The sequence below is a fragment of the Bacillus sp. LK2 genome, from assembly GCF_001043575.1.
Classification (GTDB): domain Bacteria; phylum Bacillota; class Bacilli; order Bacillales; family Bacillaceae_G; genus Bacillus_A; species Bacillus_A paramycoides.
In genome coordinates this window covers 1-15332 of sequence record NZ_LDUK01000030.1, presented here as the reverse complement: position 1 = coordinate 15332, position 15332 = coordinate 1, and the positions used below count along the sequence as shown (strand labels likewise).

11 protein-coding genes and 3 pseudogenes are annotated in these 15332 nt (G+C 32.6%); 12 read left to right on the top strand and 2 right to left on the bottom strand.

All coding sequences use genetic code 11. From position 1 onward, the window contains the following. The 5 genes from VK90_RS18385 to VK90_RS18365 form a co-directional block, all read left to right on the top strand. Positions 1 to 443 (top strand): RNA-guided endonuclease TnpB family protein (locus VK90_RS18385; RefSeq protein ID WP_048374347.1); only part of this gene is annotated, 443 nt, incomplete at its 5' end. A 213-nt stretch (positions 444 to 656) separates the two neighbouring features. Then, positions 657 to 1370 (top strand): response regulator transcription factor, encoded by a 714-nt coding sequence (locus VK90_RS18380; RefSeq protein WP_048374346.1) that lies wholly within the window; start codon positions 657 to 659, stop codon positions 1368 to 1370. Continuing rightward, on the top strand, positions 1367 to 2425 hold the full coding sequence (locus VK90_RS18375) for a sensor histidine kinase (protein WP_048374345.1): 1059 nt from the start codon (positions 1367 to 1369) through the stop codon (positions 2423 to 2425). Before VK90_RS18380 ends, VK90_RS18375 begins: the two co-directional genes overlap by 4 nt. A 661-nt stretch (positions 2426 to 3086) precedes the next feature. Beyond that, positions 3087 to 3848 (top strand): hypothetical protein, encoded by a 762-nt coding sequence (locus tag VK90_RS18370; RefSeq protein WP_048374344.1) that lies wholly within the window; start codon positions 3087 to 3089, stop codon positions 3846 to 3848. Between the two features lie 140 nt (positions 3849 to 3988). Then, positions 3989 to 4840 carry a phospholipase C gene (locus VK90_RS18365; RefSeq protein ID WP_048374343.1) on the top strand — a complete coding sequence of 284 codons (852 nt, stop codon included), beginning with the start codon at positions 3989 to 3991 and terminating at the stop codon, positions 4838 to 4840. An 84-nt stretch (positions 4841 to 4924) separates the two neighbouring features. Here VK90_RS18365 and VK90_RS18360 read toward each other — a convergent pair. Next, positions 4925 to 5225, bottom strand: a pseudogene (locus VK90_RS18360) (DDE-type integrase/transposase/recombinase); the annotation flags it as partial. A gap of 445 nt (positions 5226 to 5670) precedes the next feature. Between VK90_RS18360 and VK90_RS31110 the strand changes: the two are divergent. The 7 genes and pseudogenes from VK90_RS31110 (at position 5671) to VK90_RS18340 (ending at position 12869) form a co-directional block, all read left to right on the top strand. Next, positions 5671 to 5802: a hypothetical protein gene (locus VK90_RS31110; protein WP_257145239.1), complete on the top strand. Its 132-nt coding sequence runs from the start codon at positions 5671 to 5673 to the stop codon at positions 5800 to 5802. Between the two features lie 540 nt (positions 5803 to 6342). Next, positions 6343 to 6555 (top strand): annotated as a pseudogene (locus VK90_RS28925) (IS4 family transposase); the annotation flags it as partial. Positions 6556 to 7108: 553 nt separating this feature from the next. After that, positions 7109 to 8455, top strand: coding sequence for a SpaA isopeptide-forming pilin-related protein (locus VK90_RS18355; protein WP_048374342.1), 1347 nt, complete (start codon positions 7109 to 7111; stop codon positions 8453 to 8455). A gap of 231 nt (positions 8456 to 8686) precedes the next feature. After that, positions 8687 to 8932 (top strand): annotated as a pseudogene (locus VK90_RS29920) (Tn3 family transposase); the annotation flags it as partial. Positions 8933 to 9399: 467 nt separating this feature from the next. After that, a complete protein-coding gene (locus VK90_RS18350; RefSeq protein ID WP_048374341.1) occupies positions 9400 to 9909 on the top strand; it encodes a hypothetical protein in 510 nt (169 codons plus the stop codon). A gap of 901 nt (positions 9910 to 10810) precedes the next feature. Then, positions 10811 to 11794 carry a phosphotransferase enzyme family protein gene (locus VK90_RS18345; RefSeq protein WP_053081434.1) on the top strand — a complete coding sequence of 328 codons (984 nt, stop codon included), beginning with the start codon at positions 10811 to 10813 and terminating at the stop codon, positions 11792 to 11794. 385 nt (positions 11795 to 12179) lie between these two features. Continuing rightward, positions 12180 to 12869 (top strand): hypothetical protein, encoded by a 690-nt coding sequence (locus VK90_RS18340; RefSeq protein WP_048374340.1) that lies wholly within the window; start codon positions 12180 to 12182, stop codon positions 12867 to 12869. A gap of 1086 nt (positions 12870 to 13955) precedes the next feature. On the opposite strand, the gene VK90_RS18335 is transcribed toward VK90_RS18340, so the two are convergent. Beyond that, on the bottom strand, positions 13956 to 15332 hold a 1377-nt coding region (locus tag VK90_RS18335; protein WP_048374339.1), incomplete at its 5' end, for a thiol-activated cytolysin family protein.

The following is a 15332-nucleotide window of genomic DNA, read 5'->3' as shown; positions in this document are numbered from 1 at the left end:
GCTGGAATAAACAACGAATAAAGGTTGCTAGAATTCATGAATACATGACAAACGCTAGAAAAGATTACTTGGACAAAATCTCAACTGAAATCATCAAAAACCACGATGTTATCGGTATAGAAGATTTGCAAGTATCGAATATGTTAAAGAATCATAAGTTAGCAAAAGCGATTAGTGAGGTATCATGGTCACAGTTTCGAACCATGTTGGAATATAAAGCAACATGGTACGGTAAACAAGTCATTGTCGTATCGAAAACATTTGCTTCAAGCCAATTATGTTCTTGTTGTGGATATCAAAACAAAGACGTTAAAAATCTAAACCTACGTAAATGGGATTGCCCTTCTTGTAGTACACATCATGATAGGGATATTAACGCAAGTATCAATCTAAAGAATGAAGCGATAAGGCTTCTAACCGCAAGGACTGCGGAGATAGCCTAATAAATTAGAGTTCGATAGAACTCTTTACTTAGGAATCCCCCACTTTCACTTCTAAACGAAGTGAAAGTGGGGGTAGTTCAAGAAAGGGTTTTGTTATATTTTTGAAAGAAAAATGAAAGGAATATAAACTAAGATAAACTTACGAATATATAATAAGTGAATACGAGAAAGATATCTTTCGTTATTGATGAAGGAACAGAGGAGATGTAATGTATGAAAACAAGAATTGCAATTATAGAAGATGAAGATAATATACGAGAGATATGTAAACGGTACTTAGAAAGAGAAGGGTATGAAGTATACACTGCTTTGAATGGAACAGAAGGATGGAATGTATTTCAACAATACCAACCAGATCTAATTATTTTAGATTTGATGATGCCGGGAAAAGATGGATGGGAACTATGTGAGGAAATTCGCCAACATTCTAATGTACCTATTATTATGTTAACCGCGAGAGGAGAAGAAAGAGAGCGGATTTTAGGATTAACAATGGGAGCGGATGATTATGTAACAAAACCCTTTTCACCTCGTGAATTAGTATTGAGGGTACAAATTATATTAAGAAGAGGAAGTCAAGTAACAATTCAAGGAATAGAGCCTGCATCAGGAATGATAGAGTTTCTAGATTTGAAAATTGATCCAACGAAAAGACGTGTATTTGTTTGTCAATATGAAATAGAGCTAACGGTGAAAGAGTTTGATGTGCTGTATCTCATGGCAAAACATCCTAAACAGGCGTTTTCACGGTCTCAACTTCTTGAACAAATTTGGGGATTTGAGTATGAAGGATGTACAAATACAGTAACTGTATTAATGAGTCGTTTACGTGAAAAGTTGGAGAAGCATGCAACAAAGAACCGTTGGATTCATACAGTTTGGGGCATCGGTTATTGCTTCGAATCAGATGGAGGAAATGATAAGTGAAGTTACGAAATCAACTTTTATTGATGAATCTATTAAGCACGGGTATCATGGTAATTTCTATATGGTATAGTGAAAGGCAAATGTTACTTAGACCAGAACAGACACGGTTATTAATAGTAATTGTAATTGTAGCCATGATTATCTCTACGATTATTTACTGGCTAATGACACGTCCTATTATGAGATCTATTCAAAATTTAATCGCCTTAACCAAACAAGTTAGTGATAGACAATTTGGGACGATGTACATAATAGGGAAAGAACCGGAAGAGTTTAAAGAATTAGCGACAGCTTTTCAAGAAATGGCCAAAAAACTAGACGAAAGCTTTGCTAAGTTAGAAAAAGGAGAAAAAGCACGTACAGAGCTGATTGCGAATATTTCCCATGACTTACGAACTCCTATGGCTAGTATACAATTGATGGTAGAAGCGTTACAAGATGGTTTAATTGAAGACCCTGATATGAAACAACAATATTTAACGACAATCCTAAATGATATACAACGATTAAGTGGATTAATTAATAATTTGTTTGACCTTTCTAAGTTAGAACTTGGACAAGAAGTTTTTCATCCAAGTTTAATACATGTAGATAGCATCCTATTAAAAGTAATAGATTCACATGCTATCTTATTGCAAGATAAAGAGATTGATTTGCAATTGTACGTTTCTGAGACATTACCAAGACTTTGGATTATGCCATGTAAAATAGCACGAGTTATCAATAATTTGTTGCATAATGCGATTCGGCATTCTCCTATAGGTGGAACTATCGAATTAATTGTTGAGGAAAATAAACAGAAGCAGCAAGTTCAATTCACCTTGCGTGATGAAGGGGAAGGTATTTCCTACGATGATCAATTACGTATATTTGAACGCTTTTTCAGAACAGACCCATCAAGAAGTTCACAATCTGGAGGTTCTGGACTTGGTTTAGCCATTGCAAAATCGCTAGTTGAAATGCATAAAGGACAAATTGGTGTTCAGGACCGTCAAGATGGGAAACAGGGATGTGAATTTTGGTTTACTCTTCCCGTTACACTAGAAAAGAAATAATGCGGTTGAAAGACTTTTTTGTCAGCAACCCATGTATCTAGAAATGAAACATCCTTCAAATTTTCTGAGGTTTTTTTCATTTACATAAGCAAAAAAATGTGAATCACGAAAATAGAAAAAAGAATCCCTTATTTCTTTTGGGATTCTTTTTTTCTAAAGCTTGCTCACACAAATGATCTGCACATCAATTCATCCCTGATATACAGATCATTTGTATGATAATTTTTACAAATACGTGCAGAGAATTATATTACATGAATGCTTTTATAAGTGTTGTTACTAATGGAAGTACTCCACCTAAGAATGTTAAAACTGCTGTTGCGATCACCATAATTATTTCCTCCTTTTGAATATTTAGATATTATGAATCTTTATACCCTCATTGCAGTAGGCGCTTACATTATTATCAATACATTTCGATATGCAATATTGCATATAATTTGTATATCTAACTAAAAAGATAATCTATAAAGCTAATGAACATGCGGGTTTCCTGCTTTATTTGTTAGTTTCATCAGCAAATACGTTAGACCTTTGAAAGACTTTTGTAACATTTATGAAAGAGAAATGAAAGATTTGTTAGCTAGGATGGGGCTTATCTACTAGTAGACGATGCACACAGATAGTAAAACCATTAGTGAAAATAAGGAGAAGTTAAGGTATGTATATGAAAAGAAAACTGTCTATATTTACATTTTTAGCACTAATATTTAGTTTGATAGTTACTGTTCTTCCTACAAATTCTGCTTATGCAGCTGGGGACAATCGTATACTGGATATTTACGGGAATCCGGTTCAGACATCTAAAAATTATATATTGGTAAATAAATTTGTACATGGTTACCTTATTCCTGAGCGTATAGCACCTGTAGGTAAGAATAGACTTGGAGTAACTTATGAGAAGTTTGCGGGTTGGCATTATGCAATTCAGTATAAAGACAAATCTTATTATGGTACTGCTGAAACTTATAAGGATACAAAAGGTAATGAGTACTATGGTACACCTATAAATCTTGAAAATCCAGATGGGGTAGAAAGTGATGGATATATAAGACATAATACGCCACTTACCATGTCAATGTGGATTGGGGGACCAAATGCTGAGGCAGGAGGAGTTAAAAAATATATCAATGCAGGAAATCGCGGATGGATTTATTTTAGCGACCAATCAAAAAGTACGTTAACAGTTCAGGAAAAACATTCAAAGGAAATATTTTTTATAACAGGTAAAACTGATTATCTTAGAGATAAAATGGGAAGACCTACTGATTGGTACAATGCAGATCCACAAAATTCTGAGTATGGAGTTACATCATATTTCGGACTAGAGACTTCAGGGCAACCATTTTCAAATCAAGATAAACTATGGGGAAGCTCTATGCCACCACATCTTGCTGGTTATGAATTAGTACCTTTACCATAGAACTTTATCCGGCTATTCGCGGGCAGACTAAAGTTCCACTTTATATAACTGTACTTATTAGTATGTAATGCGTCTGACAGTAAGGGAAGAGAAAACCCTATAAAGGAAAGTTAAATTATCTATAAAATGGAGGAATATATATGAAAAGAAAAATTTTAGCTATAGCTTCTGTAATTGCTTTAACGGCTCCTATCCAAAGTGTGGCATTTGCACATGAAAATACTCACCAAGATCCACCAATTGCTTTAAAATGGTCAGCGGAATCTGTACATAATGAAGGAGTAAGTTCTCATTTATGGATTGTAAACAGAGCAATTGATATTATGTCCCAAAATACGACTGTGGTGAAGCAAAATGAGACAGCTCTATTAAATGATTGGCGTACTAATTTGGAGGAAGGTATTTATTCTGCAGATTATAAAAACCCATACTATGATAATTCCACATTCGCTTCACACTTCTATGATCCTGATTCAGAAAAAACGTATATTCCATTTGCTAAACAAGCAAAGCAAACGGGAGCAAAGTATTTTAAATTAGCTGGTGAAGCTTATCAAAATAAAGATATGAAAAATGCATTCTTTTATTTAGGATTATCACTTCATTATTTAGGGGATGTCAACCAACCAATGCATGCAGCAAACTTTACTAACATTTCGCATCCATTTGGCTTCCACTCAAAATATGAAAACTTCGTTGATACAGTGAAAGACAATTATAAAGTAACAGATGGAAATGGCTATTGGAATTGGAAAAGTGCAAATCCAGAAGATTGGGTTCATGCATCAGCAGCTGCAGCAAAAGCTGATTTCCCATCGATTGTTAATGATAATACGAAAAGTTGGTTCCTAAAAGCAGCGGTATCACAAGACTCTGCTGATAAATGGCGTGCTGAGGTAACACCGGTAACGGGAAAACGTTTAATCGAAGCACAGCGTATTACAGCTGGATATATCCATTTATGGTTTGATACGTACGTGAATAACAAATAACAAAATACACTTATACATGGCAAAAGTGGTTCTATTGCAAAGTTTGAAAAAAGCCTAAACAGGTTGATAAATGAGGAATAATGTTTAGGCAGTAGCTAGTAATTGTTGAAGTTCATTGTACGTTGAAAAGGCGGAGTCTCTTTGAAGACTTCGCCTTTGTTTATATAGGGCATGAGTGGTTTCAATACCTTTTATCGTACGTGAAGCATGACGAAGATTTTGAAATCCTGCAGATTTGACAAAACGCCTCTTTACATGCCTATGATCAATGAATTGTATTTTGATAAAATCCTTGTTTTCTTAATTTGTTAAATGCACAAAGTAATGCCGGCGCCTTGACTGTAGTGAGAACCGTTGGTTCTCCAAAATGTTTTAGGGTGTTTTTTCCCATCCCCCCAAAAAGGGGGAATAAGGGAAAAGTACACTCTATTCCTTTTCAAGTGAATCTTCTCGTACCAACCTGGGGTTCAGCCGAGATACGTGTAAATTAGGTCATAGTAATACATTTTTACCAAACGTTGTTTTTCAGTGATATTTGTAATATAAACGTTCGTTTTTGTTATGTTTTGTATTTAAAAATATGCAATCTCCTAACCGTTGAACTAGCTGTAACAAAATACTGTATCAAAAATAATTTGTAACATTATTAGTAAAACACCTTTTTGTTACACTTAAATCTAATAACGGAAATAAAATACAGGATATGACCCGAAATTATATGTATCTCGGCTGAACCCATGTTAAAAAAATTCATCATCGATTTTTCGACATAATTAGACAAAACGTTCTATCTTAATATGGTATTTTATTAATTATGCGAGGTGAAAAGTATGCAAAATAAAGAAGAAATGATAGCGCTTGCGTTAAAGGAAGGGGTAATTATACCAAGTATAGCATTATGTTGTGAAGGTAATGAAGAGGAAAAAGGACAGACTATTTCTGACCTACCATTCGAGTATTAATTATATACCATCTATCCCTAGTACTATCAAATTAATGAAAATAAGGAGATTTCTAACTAGGGTCACCTTACATGCACATCAACTTAAGAATTCCGAATTACCCCAAAACAAAATTTATACTATTTTACAGTTATTTATGAGAATTCAACTCATTTTTTTCGTTTTGGAGAGCAACCAATTTCTTAAGTTGATGGTGATGTGGTTGCGGGTAAAACTGTTGGATTTATAGATGTTGTTGTGATTTGAACCATAAGTTTGCCACTTTGGCAAGGTTATGGTTCTTTTTACGCTAACTTATTTAAAACTATGATTTAATGTTAATTTAATAAATATCGATGTTGATTTAAAGTAGTTTATGCGAAATGAAACATTGGGGTTTTTTAGGAATAAAAAATACGATGAATTGTTTTATTTTATTAATTCACATAATTTACAAAATTTAAATATTTAATTGTTAATATTTGTTATATAATGAAATTGTCAAACCAGGCATCAAATAGTGTCCCTTATGTTTCTGTTGAAACAGTTTGATTTTCCCGTGTATTAACCTTAAAAAGAACTTGGTTACAACAAAAAGTATGTGAACAAACACAAATCTCTAACCATCTCTTCTTTTATTTTCAACGGATTCGTATCCTAGATGCCAACGTATTTTAAGTACCAAATGTTTTAGAGAATGTATATCCAAGCTCTCGAGGATGTGTCCAAACAGCCGGAATCAAAATTCACCTTCTAAGTTACAACGCACATGCGTATATATGATTCTCAATCTATCCATGAATGTATATAAACAGCTAAAGGAATGGGAAAGGGTTAAAATTATTTTAATTTTGTTTATTAATTCTTGTACAAGAATTAATAAACAAAATATCATAACATAAAAAAAGAATTGCAATCCATGTATTCTCTGAATATAATAAATGTAAAATATATCTAAATTTTCCAAAAATACAGACATGTGTTTTATGAAGGTAAATTGAATGGAAAAAACATTCATTTAATAGGTGGATTGTTAAGTGTATTTATTTTTAAATACATAGATTTAAATTCTAAAAATTGATTTTTTGAATTAGTTTTTAATAGTATAGAATAATATTTACACCCGTACATTTAGTTAAGTAAGTAGTGCCTTTAATAAATATTGTAAATCCGATTATACGATAAAGATTATAAGGAAATATGAAATTATAAAACAATCATTCTTTATACCTATAAGTTTCTGAATAATCAAACTAATATTCTTTTACAGCAAATACAATTAGCATGTAAGGTTTTTACTGAAAATTCGATGAATGGTGGGAATGAAATGAAACGCAGGATGTTAACAATATGGTTTGGAATTATAAGTTTAATCATTATATTGCTAGGGGTTTCTATTCCACAAGCAGCAGCCGAGATAATACATCAAGAAAAGTTTGAAATGAACTGGAATTATATTAAATTCAAAGATACTAAAGTAAAGATAAAGGCAGACTTACTAAGAACGTCATCAAAAGATATTGCATATTGTTTATCACCTGATCTGAATTCACCTAATGGAGATGACCTTCCTGAAATTGGAAGAAATAATGATTTTGTATATCGTGTCTTACTTTATGGATATCCTCAAAAAACGCCGGCTGAATTAGGAGTTTCTACAAAAGAGGAGGCCTACTATGCAACTCAACTAGCTATCTGGATTGCATCTAAAAAAATTGAAATTGCCGATTCAAAGCCAGAAAACCAACAGGTATATAACCTTGTAAAACATTTGGTAGAAAAAGCTTCTAAAGGTACTGAAGTTCAGGAAACATATTTGAACGTAATACCTACTGGAAAACAAACTGTAGAGCAGAATGGGGAATATTTTGAAACAAATTTATATAGTGTGCAATCAAATTCAGTATCTGGAGTATATTCAGTTCAAATGGAGGGTGCACCAGAAGGAGCTAAAATTATAAATGAACAAGGTGAAAAAAAGAATGAATTTTCTATAGAGGAAAAATTTAAAGTTATGATTCCCAAAAACGCAACAAGTGGAAATTTCAAGATAAGAGTAAATGCAAAATTGCAGAGCTTACAAGCAGTTACCTTTGATGGCCAACAAAGGATTCAAAATACAACTGCTTTATTACCAAGAATGAGTGAAAAAAGCAGTACAGATATAGTAGTGAAATGGGAGTTTTTAGGGGCGTTAAAAATTATGAAGGTAGGAGAAAATAGAGAGGCTTTAAAAGGGGCAGTGTTTGAGGTTGTAAGTGAAAATGGGGATTTTAGACAAGAAATCACTACAACTGAGAATGGGAGTGCTACATTAAATAAACTTCCTACTGGTACGTATGTTGTAAAAGAAATTCAGGCTCCAGAGGGTTATGTACTTGATCCTACAATAAAAAAAATGGAAGTAAAAACTGGCGAGATAGCAGAAATAGAAATAAAGAATCAAAAAATAACAAATGGCCTGGAAATTAAAAAAGTGGATGCTACATATGAAAGTGCTAAACAATCTTATGATATACAAAGTAAAGAGCACACAATGGAAAATGATCTTGCAAGTAAGGAAAAGCATCACCTGCCATCAACAGGAACAAAGTTTCCAACTGTCCCGTTTGTAGGACTAGGACTTGTTATTTTAGGAATCTGTATATTAAAAATAGGAAAAAATCATAGTTAAAGACTATAGACAATAAGGATTTTGTTACCAATGCTTAAAGTTAAATATGCTAAGAAATGTTTTGTGAAAAATGTAGATTATAACGATTCCCATAAATGAAAACGCTTGCAATAAATGCAATTATGAAAAAACTATATGATATACCTAAACATTTTTTGTCATATAAGAAATAGTTTAAAATCTTACTTAAATAATTTATCATGTGCATAGCTTCAACGCCACTCAATATAACACGGAGAGTTCCCTGAACGTGCTCTCCAGGATCAAATACAACAATCGAGTGTATTGAGTGTTCTGATTAATTATATTATTATATGGAACACCGTATGATTAAGTAAATCTGTAGAAATGTTAAAAAGTAAGTGTGAGTTTAATAAAAAACTATTAAAACATATCTCATCACTAGGATGGGAGCATATCAACTTTTTAGGTGAGTATCGATTTAATATAAAAGATTATATATTGAGTTCATTTTAAACTGATGTATATTCATAAAAAGCACGTTACTATTCTCATTAGCATAAGAGAATAGTAACGTGCTTTTAACTTTAAGAATAGCCTAAATGCTTAAGTTGATGGATGTGGGGTACATCCACATCGCTATCAAGTTAAGCAATTCATTATATCCTAAAACAACAAATGAACTAGATTCCCATAGAGCACTAAGAAGAGATACAATTTTCGTTTTGGGGGTATTTAATTTCGTTAGGTTGATAGGCATGTGATGCTATTCCTAGTAATTTAAAGTGTCCTCAAAACAAAAAAATTATTATTTTACAGTAATTTATGAATGGATGGATATTTTTTAATAAACTTTGATAAATTTAAGACTGAATATTCTTAATAATAAAACAAATATTTCTATAAATTCTAAATATTTACATTCCTAAAAAAAATGATACATTTGGGGTATGAGTTACAAAACTATTAAAGGGGGATTTTTTATGTTCAAGAAATTAGTAGTCGGGGCATTAGCGACAGGTATTGCATTAACTGGAGGGATTGGTGCAGCATCAGCTGATACAGTAAAACCTATTTCAGCAGATAGAATTGAAAGTATAGTTGAAAATACAAATGAAGTCGAAAGACCATTTGTACCAAATTTTTCTGATAAAAATAATCTTATTGGAGAAAAAGCACTTGCAGCAGTTAATTGGGGATATTCCGGTAATTATAATTTTTCTTCATCAATTCAAGTGCAAAAAACTCTATCTGTAGCAGACAACGGAACTATTGGAGTAGCTATTCAAAACAATAAAAATTTTAATTTTAACGTTGTAGTAAAAAGTTTATCATCAGGAAACACCGTGACCCATAATGTAAAAGGAGGACCAATGAGTGGTGGCGATTATGTTTATAACTACTTTGGTCCTATGAAAGCAGGACACTATGTTGTAACTCTAGTAAATACAGATGGTTCATGGCACCAAGGCACTGTTTGGCTTGGATGGTAATTACTTAAATTTTTTATTTTTGAACAGACTTTTCAAAAAAGAAAAGTCTGTTCTTTTTAATTCTGCACGTCTCCTTGGGGTACCGCCAGCATTTCGGGGTTCGACTTTAGTCGTTAATTTCTTCGTCAATTGACTTGTAGTCTTTTAAAAACATTTGGTCGAACTGTTCGGCAGTTAATGAAAATTCATTACTAGATACAAAAAGCTATCATCATTTCACATGATGATAGCTTTTTCATAACAAAACCAAAGCAACACGAGAATCCCTTATTTCAGGGGTTTTCTTTTGTATTTTCATTATGGGGTAGCACGCACATTTTAACGTTTTTATACGCTAAGGGATTCTCAAAATTCCATCCCCACCAAAATAAAAAGCATCCACTATGTGAATACTTCGTGTTATTATGATTAAGTTACATTAACTTAGATTAATATGTAGGTGGAACAAAAATACGATTTAAGCAAAATATACGAATATAAAGGATTCCCTGATAAGATTTAAACATACTATAATTTTTAGAGGATACTATGTCTAATATGATGGCATAGTTCCTCTTTTTTATTACATAATTTACTACATAATAAGAGTTAGAAAGTGTAGTCTATTATGTTTAGAATGTAGAGGGAATATACGTTCACTTTAGTGAGAGGACGTAGACCATAGCGGGAGGCGTAGTGATGAAATCAATAGACCGAGCGTAATTGTTTAGTTAAAAAAATGTTTTAGACTGAACATCCTTGGTCTAATTGGATATTGCTATTTGTATTTGTCTTATTAACTAGAATATAGTTTTAGACTGACGAATAGTTTATATTTCATGATAAGGGTTTTATTAAAATAAAGTATTAGACTGGATAGTGAATATACATTTTGTCTAATGGAAATGAGGGAGAGAAAGTAATGGGGATTCCAAATGAAACGTTAGTTAAAGTTCTTGGTGAATATGGACTTGTTCGACCAGAAATCACATTTCTCAAACATAATGAAAATATGACCTATAAGGTGACAGACTTAGCTGATGGCTTTACCTATTTATTACGTGTTCATCAACCTTTTACAGAGAACTTATCCGGACTACAGCACACAAAAGAAGGATTAACAAGTGAGCTTCAACTACTTCTTGATATTGCTAACAACACAGATCTTGAAGTACAGACCCCTATCAAAAATAGTTTTGGCAAATTTATTGTGGAATTTGACTACCAGCAAACTACTACTATGACTTCCCTTACAAAATGGATTGATAGCCGAACCTTAAACAAAGAAGACTTTTCAAATCCCAAAATAGTCAAAGCATTTGGAACTCATACAGCCAAATTACATCAGTATTTACGCACATATAACCGAGCACTTCAACAAGTTAGACCGAATTATGGGGCAAAAAGAATAGATACTATGATTCAACAAATTTATCGTGGCATTGAGAAAGGCTTGTTCAGTCAGTCTAATTTTAATACGGTCGAGAAATCTTTGAACTTGATCAGCTCACGTCTTGTGAATTTAGAAGGACTAAATGCATGGGGAATCATTCATGGGGATTTGAACATGAGCAATGTTCTTGTTACAAAACTGGGAGGCGTCGCCTTTATTGATTACAGTCTATTTGGGTATGGGTATTACTTGTTCGATGTGGCAATGGGGGCATTAAATTCCACAGCTACAACCAGAAATTTATTTTTTGAAGGTTATTTCGGAAAAACTGAAGTGCCTGAAGATATTTTGATGGTTGTTGAAGGATTCATGCTCATGTCTGTATTAGGTTATTATGCTTTTCATATGGAAAATGAAAAGATTCATACATGGATTAGAGAAAGGATGCCTTTGTTATGTACAAAACATTGTCTACCTTTCCTGAATGGAGAACGTATACTTTATAATTTCTAGTTAGTATTACTTGTAGCAGTTAAACTAACTAGGAGTTACTGCTAACTAAGTTAAAATCTAACTTTAACAGAATTCATATAAAAAAGGTGTTTTCAAGTATGGAAAGCACCTTTTCAGTCTACAACTATTTTTTAATAGTCTAATACTTTTTTCTATAGTCTAAAACATTTTTTAAATTAAACAGTAATGGGATTTAAGGAGGGTGAAAACAAGCAACTAAGAGAACAATTGAAAGGGGCTTATGCAGACGTTTATAAAAAAATCTGAGGGAACACTGTTCCCTCCTTTATTCAACTAAAGGGCCAGTTTGTGTAGGAAATCATTCGAATTTGTTACAATTAATAACATCAGATGTGTTATTAATTGGAAAAGAGGAGGCTAGAAGATGGTCTTTAAAATCAAAAAGAAAATAAAGCCCAACTTACTTGAAGAACTTGCTGAACTAAAAAATAACCGAACTAGTTTTAACGATTTTTCAGTAAGTTATTTATTGAATGTAAGCAAACGGTATAATCTTATGCACCATATTTTGAATGATATGGAATTAAGAAAAGATACACAGTATATTTACATTGCAGCAGGACAATATATATCGTCTTTGGTCACATGTTGGGAGACGTACTTTAGAGATATATTTGTTTATGTTGTGGAACAAGATCCTAATAAAAAATCGGAAATTAGTAATTTTATCATCGAGAAGGGAATGTCTACACAAGAACTAGAAAATGCTCAGTTAAACCTTAGTGATTATGGAAGTAAACAATATAATTTTCAAGATTTAAATGAAACTTGCAGCGCTCTAAACTTCTTATTAAGCGATAGTAAAAATCGGATTACTGAATTTATAGAGGGTTCATTAGTGGATGTTGTTTTTACAAAGCCCAATTTCTTATTATATTGGTTACAAGAAGAAAAAGACATTTCTCAAGAGTTATATACTGTATTAGAGCAAGGTTTCGAAATAAGACATAAAGTAATACATGATGCAAATTTCATTTATAAGATTGAACCACATTTTATTAATGCATTTGAAGATTGTATGGTAATTTTCCCTCAATTAATTTCTATTTGTTAGCCAAAAAATATAACGCTAAGAGACCGGTTTATAATATGGAAAAACATTATTCACGGTTAACTGATATTCCTAATGCTGATGAAGTTAATTTTATTTTTAGCAGAAATGATTTTGAGGGTGAATATGAAATTGTAGATTAATTTCTATTAAGCAAGAGGGCGCTTTAATTGAATAAAAGAAGAGCACATATTAGTCATGTATAATATGTGCTCTTCTTTATTTTTAAGGATTTTTATAATTTAGGTCTTGATAAATTTTATAGCGGTCGTTACGATAATTGCGGCAATGGCCTATTCAAAAGTTCCGTTAAAGATTTCGTCTTCTTAAGAAAATGTTGTCAATGCGGTATGAAGAAAATCATATAGCCCTATCCAGGGCTTTTTTCTTTGTAAAATAAAAAACACCCGAATGGATGCTTAATTTGTGTTCGTTTGTTTTGTTATCTTTCCTTAACAACAAACAAGACGCCACCCAGATCACGGCAGCGCCTACGATAATTGCTATTGGTTTCATCATGCATAATTTCATCCAATTCATGGTTAATATTCTAAATAGACCAACGATGTATTATAATTCTTTATATACCCCAAGGAGGTTTATCATGCTCAACTTTCATAAAACACTACCCATCTTAGGATTCTTTTTGTTTTTATATGGTTTCATCAGTTTCATCGTTTTATTACTATTCCTTAGCTTGTAGTAACAATGCGTATAAATATATGCTTAATGTGTAATTTCTATATAACAACGAAAAAAGCACCCGTTTTGGGTACTCTCAATGTGAAAGAGTGTGTGAATATTGAATAAAATAGCGGTTAGATTGTCCTATTCTCCAATATATAGGTTATCACCACATCGCCATCAAGCTAAAATTTTATAGTACTCCCAGAACGAAATTTTGTGCTAACTTGTAACAAAAAAGCTCATTTTTTCGTTTTGGGGTAATTCTTAATTCTTAAGTTGATGGGCATGTATGGTGAGGCCAATTAGAGGAGTATGATATATTTGAAAAAGCACCGATATACTTGCAACCAAGTAAAAAAGCGCCCTGTAAACAGGGCGCTTCGGACATATATTAGGCTTTAATTAATGACTAATATTAGAATTTGGATATAATGTTGTTCCTCCAATTGAAACTTTAATTTCATTTGTTAATGGAACATTTTGTTCATTAATAATGGTTCTCCACCATTCCCATGCAAGACCTGTACATTCTCTTGCTACGACTTTTACATTTTTTGAATTCGGTGGAAGTGGTATGACTGTATTGAAATGAGCAGTTCTGTCTCTGCCGTTTCCTTCCCAAGTTTTATGGGTTAGTACTTCTTTTCCATTTTGATCATATGAGAATTCATCCCAAGATACATCAAATTGAGCAACATATCCACCAATATGATCAAGCGTCATTTTAGCACTAGAATATTCTGTAGTTGTAGTCTCAATATAATCCGTATTGTTATGAACAGCAGCAGTTGCGTTATCTTTTAAGAAAGTGCTTGTATATGAAATTGGGTATGCTGGATTTTTAGAACTTAATTCTGCATTATCTTTAATGATATTTCGAATTTCATTAAAATCTTTTGTAACAACCTTGTTATGCTCTTTTGCATCTCCGCCTAATACTACAGCGGTAAAGGTACTGTCTTCAAAAATATCTTTGTACTGTCCACTCGCTTCAACGCCTTGCCCCTTAATTAAGGCTTTAAAAGCAGTTTGTACATCTTTGCTCTTAGATGATGTTTCTAATTTCACATAAACTGTTCTACCATAAGCTACATTTGACACCATAACAGGCGGAGCCGCATTACTTACCCCTTTACGAGTTAGCTCATCAAAAGTAACACTATTATCAAAAAGATCTGATGGATTGTTAGGTAGTTCTGCACTTACGGTATAAAAGATTTGCTTATATGCCGCAACCATCACTTTTTTCTCACCATCTGCAACCGCTTTAAAATCAATGTTCAGTGCATTGTCAAGATATTTAGCGTTAACATTTAGAGCACTTGCTATTTGAGATTTACTATACACCATAGATTCCGTATACTGCATTCTTGCAGGTAACGTATGTGTTTTTGAATACTTTTCATTCCAAGTAGATACTAATTCATCTACTGCTCCAGACACATTACCATATGTAGGATTTTGGACAGTAATTGTATTGTCTTTTCTCATGCCAGGTAAGTCTATACTAATATTCAAAGGTTTTCTCTTAGCTACTAACAAACTAGGTTGATTATCTGCAAAAGCTTTATTTGCAAGTTGTACTGCTCCTGGATAAGTACGATTAGCCACAGAATCAATAATTGAAATATCCACTGGTGAAGTTGTAAGTGATTTTTTCTCGCGTTCAACTACTACAAATTTACCATTTGAATTTGTACTTTCTTTCGGAACAAAACTCTCTACTTTATCACCATTTACTGCTAAAACCTCTTGATTATTATACTTAAGATTTCCTAT